The sequence below is a fragment of the Stenotrophomonas rhizophila genome (genome assembly GCF_003651185.1).
GTDB classification, from domain to species: domain Bacteria; phylum Pseudomonadota; class Gammaproteobacteria; order Xanthomonadales; family Xanthomonadaceae; genus Stenotrophomonas; species Stenotrophomonas maltophilia_Z.
The window spans coordinates 254490-272245 of record NZ_RCDC01000004.1; the positions used below are offsets into that span (position 1 = coordinate 254490).

At 66.9% G+C, this 17756-nt stretch carries 14 protein-coding genes; 10 read left to right on the top strand and 4 right to left on the bottom strand.

Annotated features, from left to right (window positions below; all coding sequences use genetic code 11):
- Window positions 1-17 precede the first annotated feature (17 nt).
- Window positions 18-1466, top strand: coding sequence for an amidohydrolase family protein (locus BCL79_RS01185; RefSeq protein ID WP_121041048.1), 1449 nt, complete (start codon window positions 18-20; stop codon window positions 1464-1466).
- A 59-nt stretch (window positions 1467-1525) separates the two neighbouring features.
- On the opposite strand, the gene BCL79_RS01190 is transcribed toward BCL79_RS01185, so the two are convergent.
- The gene (locus BCL79_RS01190) at window positions 1526-3694 is read right to left on the bottom strand and encodes a glycoside hydrolase (protein ID WP_121036789.1); all 2169 of its coding nucleotides are present in this window, start codon (window positions 3692-3694) and stop codon (window positions 1526-1528) included.
- Window positions 3695-3880: 186 nt separating this feature from the next.
- On the opposite strand from BCL79_RS01190, the gene BCL79_RS01195 reads away from it, so the two are divergent.
- Window positions 3881-4411, top strand: a complete 531-nt coding sequence (locus BCL79_RS01195) for a hypothetical protein (RefSeq protein WP_147433824.1) — start codon at window positions 3881-3883, stop codon at window positions 4409-4411.
- A gap of 76 nt (window positions 4412-4487) precedes the next feature.
- On the opposite strand, the gene BCL79_RS01200 is transcribed toward BCL79_RS01195, so the two are convergent.
- Complete coding sequence (locus tag BCL79_RS01200) at window positions 4488-5093, bottom strand: NAD(P)H-dependent oxidoreductase (RefSeq protein WP_121036791.1); 606 nt, start codon at window positions 5091-5093, stop codon at window positions 4488-4490.
- Between the two features lie 122 nt (window positions 5094-5215).
- Between BCL79_RS01200 and BCL79_RS01205 the strand changes: the two genes are divergently transcribed.
- The 7 genes from BCL79_RS01205 (at window position 5216) to BCL79_RS01235 (ending at window position 12136) form a co-directional block, all read left to right on the top strand.
- A complete protein-coding gene (locus BCL79_RS01205) occupies window positions 5216-5776 on the top strand; it encodes a TetR/AcrR family transcriptional regulator (RefSeq protein WP_259462067.1) in 561 nt (186 codons plus the stop codon).
- Between the two features lie 26 nt (window positions 5777-5802).
- Window positions 5803-6618, top strand: coding sequence for a hypothetical protein (locus tag BCL79_RS01210; protein ID WP_183073618.1), 816 nt, complete (start codon window positions 5803-5805; stop codon window positions 6616-6618).
- 82 nt (window positions 6619-6700) lie between these two features.
- On the top strand, window positions 6701-7708 hold the full coding sequence (locus tag BCL79_RS01215; protein ID WP_121036794.1) for an alpha/beta hydrolase: 1008 nt from the start codon (window positions 6701-6703) through the stop codon (window positions 7706-7708).
- Between the two features lie 122 nt (window positions 7709-7830).
- The gene (locus BCL79_RS01220) at window positions 7831-9213 is read left to right on the top strand and encodes a YncE family protein (protein WP_121036795.1); all 1383 of its coding nucleotides are present in this window, start codon (window positions 7831-7833) and stop codon (window positions 9211-9213) included.
- Between the two features lie 69 nt (window positions 9214-9282).
- Window positions 9283-10317 carry a heme/hemin ABC transporter substrate-binding protein gene (locus BCL79_RS01225; protein WP_121036796.1) on the top strand — a complete coding sequence of 345 codons (1035 nt, stop codon included), beginning with the start codon at window positions 9283-9285 and terminating at the stop codon, window positions 10315-10317.
- A gap of 20 nt (window positions 10318-10337) precedes the next feature.
- Entirely contained in the window at window positions 10338-11372 is a 1035-nt protein-coding gene (locus BCL79_RS01230; RefSeq protein WP_121041050.1) for a FecCD family ABC transporter permease, read from the top strand.
- The gene (locus BCL79_RS01235; RefSeq protein ID WP_121036797.1) at window positions 11369-12136 is read left to right on the top strand and encodes a heme ABC transporter ATP-binding protein; all 768 of its coding nucleotides are present in this window, start codon (window positions 11369-11371) and stop codon (window positions 12134-12136) included. The genes BCL79_RS01230 and BCL79_RS01235 overlap by 4 nt, the downstream gene beginning before the upstream one ends.
- Window positions 12137-12220: 84 nt before the next feature.
- Here BCL79_RS01235 and BCL79_RS01240 read toward each other — a convergent pair whose 3' ends face one another.
- Together BCL79_RS01240 and BCL79_RS01245 are read right to left on the bottom strand one after the other, a co-directional pair.
- Window positions 12221-12439 (bottom strand): hypothetical protein, encoded by a 219-nt coding sequence (locus BCL79_RS01240; protein WP_121036798.1) that lies wholly within the window; start codon window positions 12437-12439, stop codon window positions 12221-12223.
- A gap of 354 nt (window positions 12440-12793) precedes the next feature.
- Window positions 12794-14992 carry a TonB-dependent siderophore receptor gene (locus BCL79_RS01245; RefSeq protein ID WP_259462069.1) on the bottom strand — a complete coding sequence of 733 codons (2199 nt, stop codon included), beginning with the start codon at window positions 14990-14992 and terminating at the stop codon, window positions 12794-12796.
- Between the two features lie 573 nt (window positions 14993-15565).
- Between BCL79_RS01245 and fusA the strand changes: the two genes are divergently transcribed.
- Window positions 15566-17608, top strand: coding sequence for an elongation factor G (fusA, locus tag BCL79_RS01250; protein ID WP_121036799.1), 2043 nt, complete (start codon window positions 15566-15568; stop codon window positions 17606-17608).
- Window positions 17609-17756: the final 148 nt, after the last annotated feature.

The window sequence follows — 17756 nt, forward strand, 5'->3', positions numbered from 1 at the left end:
TTTCCGGTATGCACTCCATGTCTTTGCGTCTTGCCATCCCGGTGCTGCTTGCACTGACCACCCCTTCCGCATTCGCGGCCGAGCAGGCGGATCTGATGATCCGGCATGCCACCGTGGTCGACGTCGAGCACGCCACGACGCTGGCCGACCAGACGGTCGTGGTCCGTGGTCAGGACATCGTCGCCGTCGGCACCGACCGGGCGATGCGCAAGGCATGGCGGGCCAGGCATCAGGTGGACGGCAAGGGTCGCTATCTGATCCCCGGGTTGTGGGACATGCACGTGCACTTCGGGGGTGGCCCGGATCTGATCGAAGAGAACAAGGCGCTGCTGCCGCTGTATATCGCCCATGGCATCACCACCATCCGTGATGCGTCCGGCGATCTGCCCGAGCAGGTGCTGCAGTGGCGCGGGGAGATCGCCGACGGCCGCCTGGCTGGCCCGCAGTTGTTCACCTCGGGCGCCAAGATCGAAGGCATCAAGCCGGTCTGGAAGGGCACCATTGAAGTGGGTTCGCAGGCGGACCTGGATGCGGCATTCGTGCGCCTCAAGCGCGACCGCGTCGATTTCGTCAAGATCACCGACAGCACGCTGACGCCTGAGTTGTTCCTGGCTGCCGTGCGCGGGGCGCGCGCCAATGGGCTGCGTGCCTCCGGCCACATCCCGATGGCGTTGACCGTGCAGCAGGCCGTCGATGCCGGTATCAGCTCGATCGAACACCTGGACTACGCCTACAAAGCCGGGGTCAAGGATGAGGCGGCCATCGCGGCGGACTTCGCTGCCAAGCGGATTGATCGTGCCCAGGCCAACGCACGGCTGGATGCTGGATTTGATCGTGATACCGCCATGGCCGCCTACCGCGGCTTTGCGGCGAAGGGGGTGTTCGTGACGCCGACCCTCAATGGCGGGCGCATCCTGGACTTCCTGGATCAGGACGACCATCACGACGATCCCTACCTGGCCTATATCGGGCCGAAACTGCAGGCGACCTACACATGGCGGGTCGAGCGTGCCGCCAAGGCAACCCCGGCGCAGATCCAGGCCCGCCATCAGGAATACCACCAGGTCGCCGCCGTACTACCGATGCTGCAGCAGGCCGGCGTCACGATCATGGCCGGCACCGATGCGGGCTTCCTCAACTCGTTCAACTATCCGGGCATCGGCCTGCATGACGAACTGTCACTGTTCGTCAAGGAAGGGCTGAGCCCGGCGCAGGCACTCTCGGCGGCCACGCGCGCGGGCCCGGCCTGGTTCGGTACGCTGGACCGCTACGGCGCGGTCGCGCCGGGCAAGGCTGCCGATCTGGTGTTGCTGGAGCGCAACCCATTGGAGGACATCGAGGCCACACGTGGCATCCAGTACGTGGTGCTGCGCGGGCAGGGGTATGACCGCAAAGCGCTCGATGCGCTGCTGGCCCAGGCCAGGGCGAAGGTAGCGGCGTGGAAGGCGGAAGAAACGAAGGAGTAATGGAGGGGAGCGCGCTCACCGGTGCGGTGGGCGCGCACCGGTCTGGACAATGCGCCGGGTTACGGCAGTGTCGGCGAGGTGAAGTTGAAGGTGCGGCCGTCGGCAAGGCGCGCGGTCGCGCTGTGCGGGCGCAGGGTGTGCGCATCGACCTGCTGCGGTTGATTGGAGAAGTTGGCCACGATCACGCTGCCATCGGCGAACGTAGTCTGCTGCACCTGGCCGGCGGTATCGCGCCAGCGGAAGTCGACCAGCGCCTGATCGAACAGGGCCTGATGCAGTGGCCGGAAGAAGGCGTCCAGATGGCGCAGGTAGGCGATCCGTGACGCGGCGGTGGCCACGCTGAGATTGAGCAGCGGTGGTACGTTGTACAGCTGCTGTAGCAGCTCGGTGGTGCTGCGGCTCTCGCGGAACTTGAGGCTGTCCAGGGTCCAGTGATGGGTGCTGACCACGCTGTCGTGGAAGGCCGCCTGCAGCAGCGGCAGGCGTCGCGACGGGTTGAAGTAGAGCTGCTGGTAGCGCGGTTTGAGCTGGCTCTGTCTGAAGAAGAAGGCCGGCTGATGCTCGGGCGCCCACGCGCCGAGGTAGTAAGGCGACGCGCGTTCACGGCGCATCTGCGGGTCGCCCCAGCCGAAGCCGGCGGTCTGCGCACCGTGGGCAAAGGCGACGTGGCGATTGACCGTCGCTGCGCCGACTTCCGAGCCGACCACGAGCTTTTCGCTATCGGCCAGCCAGGCCAGCGCGGCACTGCGGTTCGCCGCGTCCTGCGCCTGCGAAGTGGGCTTGGCCGGGTCGCTGTCGTCAAACAGCATGCCGGTGGCAGCGACATCGAGGAACCAGCTGTTGTAGGGGGTATCAACGCGCAGGGCGCGTACGCGGCGTTCCATCAGCGGGCGGACGCAGGCGGCATTGGTGTACACCCCGTTGCCCTGGAAGCCTTTGATGCGCTGGCCGTCGGGTTTCATGATCCCGCAGCGTTCGAATGCGTCCTGCCCGAGCTGTGCTGAGAGCCAGGAAGGAGTGTCGTTACCGTCGGGCAGGGCGGTGTCATAGGAATCGTAGGGCGCGACCAGATAGCCTGCCTGTATGGCCGTGTCCACCGCGCCCGGGCTCGCCCAGGCGGCGGTCCAGTCCGGCAGCCCGAGCCAGAGTCGTGGCAGACCCGCGGCCTGCAGCGCGTGTATCATCCGCGGCGATGCCGTGTCGCCGCGTGCTGCTTCCGGCTGCAGGGCCTTGCCCAGCGTCGCGTCCAGCGTGTGTCGACGCTGCTGGATGGCGTCGGCGGTCTCACCGGGGAACTGCTCGGCCAGTGCGGCGTTGATGGTGCTGACCAGCACCTGCTGCACATAGGGGCCGCTGTGCGGGGCGGTCACTGCCTCGCGTGCCTCCTTGTCCTTGCCGACCCACGCGTGCGGCAAGAGGGCTTTCAGCTGGCGCCAGTCGCGCACGTCCTGTTCGGCCAGTACCCGGTCGCCCCAGAGGTACAGGTGGCTGGCGCCGATCAGTTTGTCGCCGTCCGGCACACGCGCCAGTTTGTCCTTGAGCGCGATGAAGCCGCCTTGCGCCTGCAGCCATTGCCGGTAACGTTTGGCTGGCGCCAGCCAATCCGGGGCATCCAGGTTGACGATCACAACATAGGGGTCGGTCTGGTTGAGGGGATGGAAGTCGTGCTCTGCGGTGAGCGCGAGGGACGCCCCATCGGCGCTGAAGCGCACGGTGTTGTTGAAGGGCGTGGCGAACAGGATCGACAGCACCCGGTCCGGCCAGGCGAGGCCGATCACGGGCAGGGTCAGGTCTTCGGTGGTATTGACCTCCCCATAGGCGCTGAGCAGTTCATCGCGCCAGGCGGTGTCGCCGGCGGGAATGTAATAGCCCTCGTGCAGCGGAAGCAGCAGCGCGCCGGCACCGGTCGGCAGCGTGGGCCATGTCACCACACCGGCGGAGCTGCGCTCAAAGCGCAGCTGCAGGGCGTCCTGCTCCAGTGTGGCGTGGATGGTGGTGGCGCCGCCGCGCTGCCACTGCGCACTCACCGGTGTCTGCACCAGGTCCAGGATGGTGTCGCGCGCTGTGGCGGAGGAGATCACGGTGTCCACGCCGTCGCGGGTGGTGGCGGTGACTGCAAGCGTCGCCGGGTCGATGTCCACCTGCCAGCGTGCATTGGCCAGCGTGAGTGCGTGGGCGGCGGGTGAGGCAACCAGCAGGAAAAGGGCAAGCAGCCTGGCGGCGGGCATGGGACATCTCAGTTCAGGGTGTGGTGGCCTGCCGTCGCGTCACAGCGACCGGAGGGTGGGCCGAATCGGTGTCGAGCCTAGCGCTGATTCGGCAGCTGCCGAGCGCGGCCCATCACAGTTGCACGCACCGAAGGCCGCAGATGTGCTGGAATTGTGATCCGGTCAGGTAAAGCAGGGTGTAGAGCGATGCGCAAGCTTGCTGCTGCGGCTCCCCGTTTGAGGCGTATTCCTGTTGTTTCCGTGCTGACGGGGATCGCGATGGCGATCACAATGCCTGCGTTCGCTGCGACGGGTGATCCTGCGCGCGCGGTGGTGGACGCGCTGTATGGGTTTCGTGCGACACACGGCCCGGCGTATCCAGATGCATTTCCGGCGTTGCGGTCGATGCTGAGCCCCGGATTGCTGGCGCGATGCGTTCGTTACCAGCGGGCGCTGGACGCGCCGGGCGCACCGACGGATCTGGTCCCGACCATCAACTACGACCCGTTGACCGGTTCACAGGAGGCGCTGTCGTCATCGTATCCCGCGGCCGAAGTGGCGCGGCGGAAGGACTGGGTCCGCTACCGTATCCGTGCGACCTACCCCGATGGCGCGGCCTGGAATGACATCGATGTGCAGGTGGTGAAGTTGAGTTCAGGGCAGTGGCGCATCAGCAACATCAATCGGCTGCGGCAGGATTGTGCGCTGGGGCCGTATCCGGATGTCCCTGGCCGATAGGAAGCAGGCCCCGCGTTTGCAGGGCCTTGTTTATTGCGCGCGCGATGCCTGGGCTTTGCAGTGGCAACGGGTCGTCTCAGTGGGCTCCCGCGCCAGGCAGGGTGGCAATGCGCTGCCCCAACGCATGCGCCGTCTGCAGATGGGCGTGTGCATCGCCGTGGTCCGTGTCCAGCAACAGCGTGGAGGACAGCACCGGCGCGCCGCAGTAGTCGAAGATGCCGGTGTCGATCTGGGTCTTCATCGCCTCGGTATAGCCACGCTTCTGCCACGTGCGTTCGTCGGCGCCACCCAGGCCGACCAGGTGGACGGGCAGGTGCCCGAGTTTCTTGAGGACGCCCTGGCCGCTGCTGTCGTCGTAGGCCCAGCCACCGGTAAAGACCCGGTCGATCCACCCCTTCATCAGCGCCGGCATGCTCCACCAGTAGACCGGAAACACGAGGACCAGCGCGTCAGCGCGGTCCAGGCGGGCCTGTTCGGCCAGAACATCGGCGGGAAAGGGTGCCTGGCGATGATGGCCCTTCAGGTCGTTCTGGGTGAAGCGGGGGTCAAAGCGCTCTGCAGCGAGGTCGGCCAGTTCGACGGTGGCGCCGGTGGTTCCGGTGATGCCGTCGGCAATCCGGCGGGCGACGGCATGGGTCAGTGCGCCGGGATCGGGATGGGAGGTGACGATGAGGGTATGCATGAAATTCCTGGAGGCGGGGGAGGCTGTATACTTTTGGTACGTTACGGTCCGTAAGCTACGATTGGTATATAGCGATGTCAAGTCCACACGCTCCAGCAGCGTCTGCCGCCCCTCGCCGCCGGATGAGCCGCGACGACCGCCTGCGCCAGTTGCTGGAAGTGGCCTGGCGGCTGATTCGCGAGGAGGGCACGGACGCGCTGACGTTGGGGCGCCTTGCCGAGCAGGCCGGGGTGACCAAGCCGGTGGTTTATGACCATTTCGGTACCCGGGCCGGCCTGTTGGCGGCGCTGTACCAGGATTTCGATGCGCGCCAGGGCGTGGTGATGGACGCGCGGTTTGCCGACAGCGGTTCGACGCTTGCGGAGAAAGCGCAGGTCATCGCCGATGCCTACGTGGCCTGTGTGATGAAGCAGGGGCGTGAGATTCCCGGCGTGATCGCCGCGCTGGCCGGTTCACCCGAGCTGGCGCGCATCAAGCGCGAGTACGACGTGGTGTTCCTCGAACAGTGCCGCGCGCTGCTCTCACCGTTCGCGCCGGCGGGCGCGCTGCCCTTGGCAGGCCTATGGGGCATGTTGGGCGCGGCCGAAGGGCTCTCGTCTGCGGCGACGACGGGCGACATCAGCCCTGAGCAGGCCGTGCGCGAACTGGCGGCGACGATCGTTGCGATGGTTGCGCGCGGCTGAGCGCTCTACGTCTGTTTGGCAGTGTCATGCTCGGCGCCGCGGAGGATCAGGCGCGTATGATGTCCCGCCCTGTTGGACTCGATGCCATGCGCGTTTGCCTGCCTGTTCTTGCACTTGCCGCCGCGATCGGTGCGGCGTTGCCGGCGACCGCTGCGACGGTTTCGTTGAATGCGCGCCTTGAGGCGGCCTCGAGTGTGCAGGTCAACCAGGTGCCGGCGAGCGGCGCAGCACTGGTCGGGCGTGTGCAGCAGTTCCGCAACGGCGACAGCCTGATCAGCCTCGGCGACGGTGAGGGTCAGCCGGTCGTGCTGACCCTGTGCAAGGGAAAGGCACATCTGAATCTCGAGGCGAGCTGGCCGGGTGCGCCTGCGGCGAAGACCCCGGAAGAGAAGCAGATGCGTGCGTACGGCATGTCCATGGCGGTGATGGGGGGCATGGCGATGGTGCAGGGGATCACAGGTGATGCCCTGGCGCTGCCTGCCGAAGGACAGACATCGACAGCGCAGCGCGAGACGTCCTGGGCCTATGGCAAGGAGCTGTACGCGGTAGCGATCACCCATGCGGCCGGCGGCGAGATCCGGGTCAAGCTGACCAAGACGGAGAACACCACCAGGACGCCGCCGTCCGGCTCGGATGACACCGTCAGCACCGACGGTGACAAGGCGGCACGCCTGGCCGAACTGGATCCGGTAGGTACATCGCGCGAACTGGCGATCGCTGCGGCGCCCATGGCGGAGAGCGTGCCGGACACGATGTCGTTGAAGGGCTGGATGTCCGCCAGTGGCAAGGGCGGCGCGACGGTAGGTGCGGCGCGCGAGGCTTCGGGCGATTGCGCGCGCTGAACCCGGTGGCGCAACGTCAGTGATACCCATTCTCATTTGAGTTACACTGGCGCGATAGCACCGTCCCTCGCTCCGGGTAGTCATGATTGTTTCGTCGTCGCTGATCTCTTCCGTATCGCCGTGGTTGCGCACGCTGGGCGTAGCGACCGCCATCGGCATGGCGGCGCTGTCGCCGGTCTCGGCGCAGCAGCGCAATCCCGAGCAGAAAGTCGGTGAGACGGTGCTGGACCAGCCGGCGCAGAGCTATCGTTTCGAACACTTCGTGCTGGACAGCCCCGATCACGCCCGCCGCTGGCGGGTGAATGTCGGCATGCCGGCGAAGGCTGCAGCCACGCCGGCGCCGGTGCTGTACATGCTCGATGGCAATGCCGCGGCGATGGTGCTCGACCAGGCGATGCTTGTCGACTTGGCCGCGCATGCCGCGCCGGTGCTGGTGTTCATCGGCTACGACAACGACCTGCGGATCGATTCCCCGGCGCGCACGCTCGACTACACCGCGTGGATCGATACCGCCGATGACGAAAACGGCACGTCGCAGTCCAGTGGCGGGGGGGCGTATGCGTTTCTCGATCTGATCGAGCGCCGGATCAAGCCGGAAGTGCAGCGCCGTGCCAGCATCGATCTGCAGCAGCAGTCGCTGTGGGGCCATTCGCTGGGCGGTTTGTTCGTGGTCAGCACGCTGTATACCCGCCCGGCCGCGTTCCAGCATTACGTGTCGGCCAGCCCGTCACTGTGGTGGAGCCAGGGCGCCCCGCTGGGCGACATGGAGCGCCAGTTCATCGCCAACGCCCAAGGCCAGCCGGCACAGGTCACGGTGATGCTCGGTGGTGATGAGCGCACCGGCAACCGCGGCGTGCGTGACATGACCAATCCGCGCGTGGTCGCGCATCTGCGCCGCATTGGTGGCGCCACCCCCGATGCAGCGCAGCAGCTGGCCACCCGCCTGGCCAAGGTGCCGGGCCTGACCGTGCAGTACCGCGAATTCCCCGGCCTCGGCCATGGGCCGATGCTGCCGGCATCGCTCAAGGCGACGCTGAGCCAGTTGTATGGCATCGCCGATCGCAGCGGCACGCCCGCGCCGGCCCCCTGATTTTTTCGATACCCAGGCAGTTCCGTGGCCCTGTGCCACCGCCGCAACGGACCGCGGCCACGCCAAGGCAAGCACTGTGACAACGCGCCAACCGGCGCGCCCCCAACAGAAGGAGTCTGCTGATGTACACCCTGAAAACCCTCCCGCGCGTCGCCACCCTGGCCCTTGCGCTGTCGCTGGCCAGCCCGGCCGTGTTCGCCCAGCCGGTGTTCGATGCCCCAGCCAACGGTTTCCGTGGTGAAGTAGTCAGCCGCGGCCAGAACGTGGTGCCGGGCAGCGATGCCGAGGTGATCGGCCGCCAGTTCGTGCCGGGCCAGCAGGTCACCCTGCTGCGCGGTGAGACGGTGCTCAATGCCACCCCGTACGTGGTCGATGCCGAGGGCAACTTCAAGGGCAACGTCGCGATTCCGGCCGATGCCGTGCCCGGTCAGCAGCCGGTGATCGTGCGTGCCAGCCAGCCGTCCGCGGCGACGGTGCTGTCGCTGCGCGTCTCGCCGAACCTGCCGCTGAGCGGCCAGCAGAACTTCAACCAGACCTCGGCCAAACTGGTTCAGGGCCTGTACCAGTCCGCGTACAGCGCGGCCAGCAATGCGGTGTTCGTCACCGCTGCCGTCGGTCGCCCGCCGGTCACCCAGTCGCAGCTGCTCAAGCTGGACCCGAAGACGCTGAAGGTCACGGCCAAGATCACCCCGGCTGAAGTGCCCGGCGGCAAGGGCGGCGCGGTATTCGCGGTCTATGGCGTGGGCGTGGATGATGCCAACGGCAACGTGTGGGTCACCAATACCCGCCAGGACACCGTGGCCGTGTATCGCCAGAAGGATCTGTCGCTGGTGCGCCAGTTCGATGTCGGTGCCGTACCGCATGCCCGCGACATCGTGGTCGATGGTCGTCATGGCAAGGTGTTCGCTTCGGCCGCCGGTGAGGATCATCTCTCGGTGTTCGATGCCCGCACCTTGCAGCCGCTGGAGCCGATCACCCTGGCCTCGGGCGTGGACGACAAGAAGTTCGTCCCGATGAGCCTGGTGCTGGATGAAGCGTCCGGCAAGCTGTTCACCGTCAGCATCGGCACACCGGAAGCGGCGGTGATCGACACCACCACCGGCAAGGTGGAGAAGGTGATCGATCTGGGCAACGCGATCAGCGCCTCCGGCGTCGCCTACGATGCCGCGGCGGGCCGGCTGTACGTGGCTTCGCAGGGCACCGACAACCTGCTGATCGTCGATGTCGCCAGCGGCAAGGTGCTGCATGACGTGCCGGTGGGCGCGGGTGCGCTGAACGTCGCCTTCGAGCCGGTGTCCAAGCTGGCCTATGTCACCAATCGCGGCGCTGGCACGGTGACCGTGGTCGACGGCAACGGCAAGGTGGTCGGCAACCTGGATGGCGGTACCTTCCCCAACCACGTGCGTGAAGATGGCAAGGGCAACGTGTTTGCCGTCAACAAGTCGCGTGATGCCCAGGATCCCAAGGGCGACCGCATCACCCGCATCAGCACCCGCGCGAACTGAGGTTCGCGCAGTGCGTTGCACTGGCGGCGGGGCGAACAGCCCCGCCGTTCTGATGGAAGAGGAACTGCCATGAAGTCGATTGTTGTCCGCCGCAGCCTGCTGGCGCTGTCCCTGGTCGCGGTGATTGCCGGCTGCTCGAAAGAGCCTGCTGCACCTTCCACCGATACCGCCGCCGCATCGGCCGCGCAGACCGCCGGAGCGTTGCCGGAGGGCTGGCAGCGTGTGGTGGGCGTGGACGTGCCCGACATCGAAGGCGCCACGCAGCAGTTGCCGGCACAGGTCACCTCCGATGACGGTGTGGCCACGACGGTGACTGATACCTCCAAGATCATTGCCGGTGGCGATGACATCATCGCGGTGCTCGAAGCGCTCGGCCTGGACGATCAGGTGTACGCCGCGCCGCTGCGCTCGGCTACCGCGTCCGGCCGCAAGGCCCCCCAACAATTTCTGTTCAACCGCACCACCGGTGTGGAAGGCGTGTTGAGCCTGCAGGGCACCCTGTTCCTGGGCAACAGCCTGCGCCGCCATTCCGATCTGGCCGCCAAGCTGCGCGGTGCAGGCGAAGCGGCGGTGATCGTCGACGATCTGCAGCCGGCCGCGGACAAGGTGCGCAAGGTCGCCGCCGCGGTCGGCATGGCCGAGCAGGGTGACGCGCTGGCCACGAAAGTGCAGTCGCAGTTGGATGCGGCCAAGGCCAGTGGTGCCGCATTGGCATGGCACCCGCGCGTGATCCACGTGTCCGCGACCGGTGCCGGCGGCGCGCCGACGGTGGCCGGCTCGGACAGCGCCTCGGGCAAGCTGATCACGCTGGCCGGTGGCATCAACATCGGCGACGAAGCCGGGGTCGCCAATTATTCCGCGCTGAGCAACGAGGGCGTGGTGGCTGCGGCGCCCGATGTCATCCTGGTGACCGAGAACGATCTGGCCCTGTTTGGTGGGCAGGCCGGGCTGTGGCGCGCCTATCCGACGCTCCGGCAGACGCCGGCCGGTGCGGCCAACCGCGTGTGGGTGATGCCGGATGTGGAGTTGAAGTCCGCCAGCGTCGCCTCGGGCAGTGGTGCGGTGGCGCTGGCCGCGGCATTTGCAACCGTTCCGCGCCCGTGAGTGCCTGAGGCATGGCGGTATTGAGTCCTGCGCGCCGGCGCGGCGCGACCGTATTGATCTGGGCGGCGGTGGGGTTGCTGATCGCCGTCATTGCCTCGTTCGCCGTGGGCCCGTTGCGGCTGCCGCCGATGGAGGTGCTGCAGGCGATCGGCGTGAAGCTGGGGCTGGCCGATCCAGCCAGCGTCAGTACCCGCGATCTGGCGGTGGTCTGGCAGCTGCGCATTCCGCGTGCCTTGCTGGGTGCGATGGTGGGCGCCGCACTGGCGATGGCCGGTGCGAGCCTGCAGGGGTTGTTCGGTAATCCGCTGGCCGACCCCGGCATTGTCGGCGTGACCCAGGGCGCTGCCTTGGGCGCGGTCTCGGCGATCGTGCTGGGTGCCGGCGCCTTCGGTGTGTGGACGCTGCCGCTGGCGGCGTTCGCCGGTGCCGGTGGCGCGATCACCTTGACGTATCTGCTGGCGCGGCCGGGGCAGGGCACCGGCACGGCGACATTGCTGCTGGTCGGCATTGCGATCGCGGCATTCTGCTCGGCGATGATCGGGTTCCTGACCTACATCGCCAGCGAGAGCGAGCTGCAATCGCTGGTGTTCTGGCAGATGGGCTCGTTGGCCCAGGCCGACTGGATGGATGTGGTCGCGGTGGCACCGGTGTTCGTGCTCGGCACGATCGCGCTGCTGCGGCTGGCCACCCCCTTGGACATGCTCGCGCTCGGTGAGCGCCAGGCCCAGCACCTGGGGCTGGATGTGAAGCGCACGCGGCTCAAGTTGATTGCCTTCAGCGCGCTGCTGGTCGGTGCCGCCGTCGCCTTTGCCGGCTCGATCGGCTTCGTGGGTCTGGTGGTGCCGCACGTTGTGCGTCTGCTGGTCGGCCCCGGCCATCGCTGGCTGCTGCCGGTCTCGGCCGTCGCCGGTGCGTTGCTGATCGTGGTGGCCGATACCGCCGCACGCACGCTGGATCCACCGTCGGAGATTCCGCTGGGCCTGTTCTCGGCCGCGCTGGGTGCGCCGTTCTTCCTATGGCTGGTGATGCGTCAGCGCCACCGGAGTGGCGCATGAGCGCGCTGCTGCAACTCCAGTCGGTGCAGTTGAGCCGCGGCGCGCGGCGCATTCTGGATGACATCACGCTGGATTTCGTCCCGGGCACGGTGACGGCGCTGGTCGGGCCGAACGGTGCGGGCAAGTCGACGTTGTTGGCGGTGGCCGCAGGCGATCTGGAGGCGGAGCAGGGCAAGGTGCTGCTGCGTGGGCAGGCGCTGACGGACTGGAAAGCCAAGCCGCTGGCACGCGAGCGCGCGGTCATGCCGCAGGAGCACGCCGTGCGGTTCGCCTTCCGTGTGCATGAAGTGGTGGCGATGGGGCGGCTGCCGCATCCGCCGGATCCGGTCAAAGATGCCGCCTGCATCGCCGACGCGCTGGCGCGGGCGGACCTGCATGCGTTGATCGAGCGGGAAGTGGAACACCTCTCCGGTGGCGAGGCGGCGCGCACGACCTTCGCTCGTGTGCTGACCCAGGACACCCCGTTGCTGCTGCTGGATGAGCCGACGGCTGCCCTGGATCTACGTCATCAGGAGCGCACGCTGCGCGCGGTCCGCGACCTGGCCGATGCCGGCGCCTGCGTGATCGTGGTGTTGCATGATCTGAATCTGGCCGCCGCGTATGCGGACCGGATCGTGTTGCTGGAACAGGGTCGCGTGGCGGCCGATGGCACGCCGACCGAGGTGCTGACGCGCGAGCACATCGAGCGTGTCTACCAGCAGCCGGTGCTGGTGCTGCGGCATCCGCAGCGCGATGTTCCGTTGGTGGTGGTGACCGACGCGTAGCGCCGGGAGTTACCCCGGCGCCATCGCGATGTCGCCGGTGCCCGCGAGCGGCCGACACGACCAACGACGCTGATGCTCAGCGCGTCATTGCCGGTAGTCATCGCGGCTGCGAATGACGCGTGCCTCTTCTCCCACGCGGGGGCGTTCGGACACACGGGGGCGTTCGGACACATTGGCGCGTTCGGGCGCACGGGCGCGTTCGGACGCCTGGCTGCCGTGGTGCCTGCCATCATCAAAATGCGAGCAGCCGGCAAGGCTCACCAGCGCCGCTGACATGGCAAGCGTGACAACAATCGATTTCATCGCAGGTTCCTTCGGTGGGTGGGGTGTAGCCCCCGGTTGCTCGAAGGTCTGTGTTTGGCAATGAACTCCCCATTAATACCCGCTGCTGCGTGGCACGCCGATATTTAGCGTCATGGCATTGAGAAATACCGATGTAGGCGCAGAATCGAAACAGGTATTACGGACGCCCAGAAAAATGAAAGTGCCGATACCGATCTTGCTGATATATGAGCAAGAGATGTCGTAAGCAGCCCGAAACCGCGAGGCGAACTCGCACTTTACTGGCCTCATGCCAGCTTGGTTCCGTTGGGGGTGGTGACCGGCGCGCTGACGGTGTGACGGGGCCGGCCAGTGGCCGGCCCCGTCGATGAAGGATTACCAGCCGAAGCGCGCGGTCGCCATCACGGTGCGGCCGCTGCCGTAGTAGCACGACGACACGCCGGTGCAGGTCGATACGAAACGCTTGTCAGCCAGGTTGCTGGCGTTGAGTGCCAGCTGCACCTGGGTGCTGCCGATCTGGCCCACGTCATAGCGGATCGCCGCATCGAACAGCGTGTAGGACGGGATCCGGTACAGGTTGGCGCTGTCGCCGTAGCTGACGCCGTTGTAGCGCGCGCCCGCGGCCAGGCTCAGGCCCTGCAGCGCACCGGCCTGGAAGGTGTAGTCCGCCCAGAACGAGGCGCTGTAGTCGGGCACCATCGCCAGTTCCTTGCCCTGGTAAGGCGCCGAACGGGTCATCTCCGAGTCCATTCGGGACGCGGCGCCGATCAGGCTGAAGCCCTCGATCGGCGTGATCCGGCCTTCCAGTTCAATGCCGCGCACGCGGCCCTCGTCGCCCTGGATCGAGCAGGTGGCGGTGCCGGTCGCGCCGCAGTTGCGATGCGACGCCACTGGATCATCCACGATCATGTTCTGCTGGCGCAGGTCGTACACCGACAGTGTCACCAGGCCATCCACCGAGGCGGGCTGATACTTCAGGCCGGCTTCCCACTGCGAGCCGGTCACTGGCTCGAATGCGGTCTGGGTGAAGCTGTCCAACGGCGATTTGGTCGACGGCTGGAACGATTCGGCGTAGCTCACATACGGGGTCAGACCGTTCTCGAATACATACAGCACGCCCGCGCGACCGGTGAAGGCCTCGCTCTTGATCACATTGCGCCCGCCCGGCGTGGAGATGCCGGTGGCGATATTGCGGTTGGCGCTGCTGCTGTCGTCCTTGGTCCAGTCGTAGCGGCCGCCGAACGTCATCCGCCAGTTGCCGAGCGCCAGCTGGTCCTGCAGATACACGCCGCTCTGCCGGTTGATGCCGGCGGTCGGGGTTTCCGTGCTCACCGTCGGGCGGTAGGTCGAATACACCGGGTTGAAGATGTCGATCGGGCGCGGGCTGCTCATGGCACTGCGCACGCCCTCCCAGTCCGCACGCTGCCAGTCCCAGCCGAGCAGCACGGTGTGATCCACCGCGCCGGTGCTGAAACGCGCCTGCAGGCGGGTATCGAAGGTATCGCCATCGGAGTCGCCGGTGCCCATGACGCCGCGACGGTTCTGGGTACGGCCATCGGCATTGAGTGCGCCGAAGGTGACCACGCTGCGGAACAGCGAATCGACATGCGTGCGGCGCGCGCTCTGGGTCAGCGTGAGGTGGTCGTTGAACTGGTGCTCGAACATCCAGCCGGCCGTCCACAGCGTGCGGTTGAAGGTGTTCCAGTCCGGCTCACCGATGAAGGTGCTGTTCTTCATGTAGCCCGACGCCGTCGGATGGAGCGTGCCGGCGGCCGGCAGGAACTGGTAGGTCGAGCCGCCATCGTCCTTCTGGTACAGGCCCAGCAGGGTCAGGCGGGTGCGCTCGGCGAGCTGCCAGGTGTAGCTGGGCGCGAGGAACCAGTGTTCCTGCTCAGTGCGCTTGATCTGAGTCTGGCCGTCGCGATAGAGGCCGACCAGGCGGAACAGGTGATCATCACCGGCCGTGCCGGCGCCCACGTCAAAGGCAGTGCTGTACTGGCCATTCGCATCCACGCCCAGGCGCAGTTGCTGCACCTGATCCGGCGTCGGCGTCTTGCTGACCTGGTTGACCATGCCCCCCGGGGCCACCTGGCCGTACATCACGGCAGATGGGCCCTTGAGCACTTCCACGCGCTCCAGGTTCCAGCTGTCGAACATGCTGCGGTTCCACTGACTGCCCTGCGGCGCGCGCATGCCATCCAGGGTCACATTGTTGGACCAGCTGCCGGCATCGAACCCGCGGATGCGGAAGTCGTCCACGCGGTTGTCGATGCCCGAGCTTTCCAGGCTGACGCCGGCGACATAGCGCATCGCATCGTTGAGCGACTGCACGCCACGGGCATCCAGTTCGGCGCGCTCGATCACCGAGACCGACTGCGAGGTTTCAGCCAGCGCGGTGCTGGTCTTGGTCGCGCCGCTGGTGCTGTTGGCCGCCCGGTAGGCATTGACGCGTACGGCGTCCAGATCGGTGGCGGTCTGGGCGTGGGCGGTGGGAACGATCGCAGCGGCCAGACAGGCCAGGGCCAGCAGGTTGGGGCGCAACCGGCGCGGATACAGGGTCAGGGAGCAGGGCATGGGCAACAACTCGACAACGCGGAGGAAGGGGGCGCGGGTGCTGGCTCGGCTTCCGGGGTCGGGTGGCGCCAGCCTCGCGGGCGTCGTCAAGGCGACGCATATGGCCTCATTTTAAGGATTGTCGCCGCATTCGCAATTGCGACACATTCGCACATGCGGGGTGGGCCGACCCAGCATCGCCGCCATGAATGGTGTAAATGTGTGTAAATGACGATCAGTGTTGCAATGGTGGTGCTAATTGGGGCTTGTGGCCGGCCATCAGAGGTCTACAATGCCGGCTACACCCCAGGTGACCCTCATGACTTCGATGCCGCTTCTGACGTTTTTTACCCTGACCCGCGATGTCGCGGCACGGGCGCGTCTGCCAATCGGAGTGCGAGGCTGCTGACCGGAACACCGGTCACCCTGGACCCCACGCAGAGCGCCCACCGGGCGCTCTTTTCGTTTCCACGCAGCAGAACTGTTTGAAGGAGAACGTGCCATGCACCAGATCGCCGAGCCCCAAACCTGGCCGCACGCCCGTTAGCCAACGGCGGCGTGCGGCTCCCCGATGTTGGCAGCGAGACCTATCCCATGAACACCCATACCCAGACCCTTACCCTCCGGCGCAACCTCGGCATCATTGCCCACATCGACGCCGGCAAGACCACGCTCACCGAGCGACTGCTGTGGAAAACCGGCGAGATCCATCGCGTCGGTGAGGTGCACGACGGCGCGGCGACCACCGATTTCTCGGCGATCGAGCGCGAGCGTGGCATCACCATCGGCGCGGCCGCCGTGCAGGCCCATTGGGCCCCGCGCGACCAGCCCATCCATCACCTGACCCTGATCGACACCCCCGGCCACATCGATTTCGCGATCGAAGTGGAGCGGTCCCTGCGCGTGCTGGATGGTGCGGTCGCCGTGTTCTCCGCGGTGGACGGCGTGCAGCCCCAGTCCGAATCGGTCTGGCGCCAGGCCCGTCGCCACGGGGTGCCGTTGATCGCATTCGCCAACAAGATGGACCGCACCGGGGCGTCCTTCGAACGTGTGCTCACTCAACTGCGCGAGAAACTGCGTGCGACGCCGTGGGCGCTCGGCGTGCCGATCGGGACCGAAAGCCAGTTCAATGGCTGGGTGGACCTGGTCGACCGCAGCACCGTGCATTGGGATGACAAGGGCACTGCCTTGCGGCATGCCTGGACGACCGATGAGGCGGCGCAGTGGCTGCCGCAGCGTGAGGCGCTGATCGAGGCCGTGGCCGATGCCGACGACGTGCTGGCACAGGCGTGGCTGGAAGGCACGGTGATCGACAACGCACAGCTGCGCGCGGCGATCCGTCGCGGCACCCTGGCCGGTGCGGGCGTCCCGGTGCTGGCCGGCTCCGCGTTCAAGAGCAAGGGCGTGGAGACGCTGCTGGATGCGGTGGTCGACTATCTGCCCTCGCCACTGGATCGGCCGGCGGTGGTCGCCGCCGAGAACGGCAGCGAGGTGCTGCTGCCACCGGACCCGGAGGGCCCGCTTGCGGCGTTGCTGTTCAAGATCACGCACCAGAACCACGGTGCGCTGAGCTTCGTGCGGGTGTATTCGGGCACGCTGAAGGTGGGCGACGCGCTGGCCAGTTCGCAGCATCCGCAGGGGCGACGGGTCAGTCGCCTGGTGCGGGTGCAGGCCGACCAGACCCACGACATCAAGCAGGCCGTGGCCGGTGACATCGTCGCGGTGCTGGGCTGGAAGGATGCGGTCAGCGGTGAAACGCTGAGTGCACCCTCGCGCCCGCTGCTGCTCGATACGATCCAGGCGCAGCGTGCGGTGCTGGCATGGCGGTTGACGGCGGAGAAGGCCTCGGACCTGATCCGCATCAGCCAAGGATTGGCCAGCTTGGCGCAGGAGGATCCGTCGTTCCGTGTCGAGACCGATGCGGACAGCGGTGAAACCCTGATCTGGGGCATGGGCGAGCTGCATCTGGAGGTGATGGTCGAGCGCCTGCGCACGGAGTGGGGCGTCACCATCCGCACCGGCGAGCCGCGTGTGGCCTATCAGGAAACGCCGAAGCGTGCGGTGCAGCGGGTGGAAGGCAAGGTCGCCAAGCAGACCGGCGGCCAGGGCCAGTTCGCCCAGGTGCTGATCGATGTGACGCCGCGCGAGGATGGTGAGGTGACCTTCGTCGACCGCACCGTCGGCGGTGCGATCCCGCGCGGGTTCGTCAACGCGGTGGAGAAGGGCGTTCGCGCTGCACTCGGCGAAGGCCCGCTGGGCCATCCGGTGGTCGGTATCGAGGTGACGCTGGTCGACGGTCAGACCCACGTCAAGGATTCCTCGGACATGGCCTTCCATCGCGCCGGCAGCGAGGCGGTGAAAGCGGCGCTGGCCCAGGCGGGCACGCAGCTGCTGGAGCCGGTGATGGAGATCGCCATCCACGCGCCGTCGGGCAATGTCGGCGATGTGGTGGGTGACCTCAACCGTCGCAGCGGACGGGTGGCCTCGATCGAGGACCAGGATGGGCAGGCGGACGTGCTCGGCTATGCACCGCTGGCGCGACTGGGTGGCTACACCACCTCGCTGCGTTCGCTGACCCAGGGGCGCGCGTCCAGTGACATGCGCTTGAACGGGTATGAGGCGGCGCAGACGGCCTGACCGTCGATGTGGAACGAGAAGAGGGCCGGGCAACCGGTCCTCTTTCTCCGTGTCAGCGTTGGTAGTCCGCACAGCGCCGGATGCCCGCCCGCAGCTAGAATGTCTGCCGCAATGTCGCACGCAGCCAACGGCCGCAGCGACCGGATTT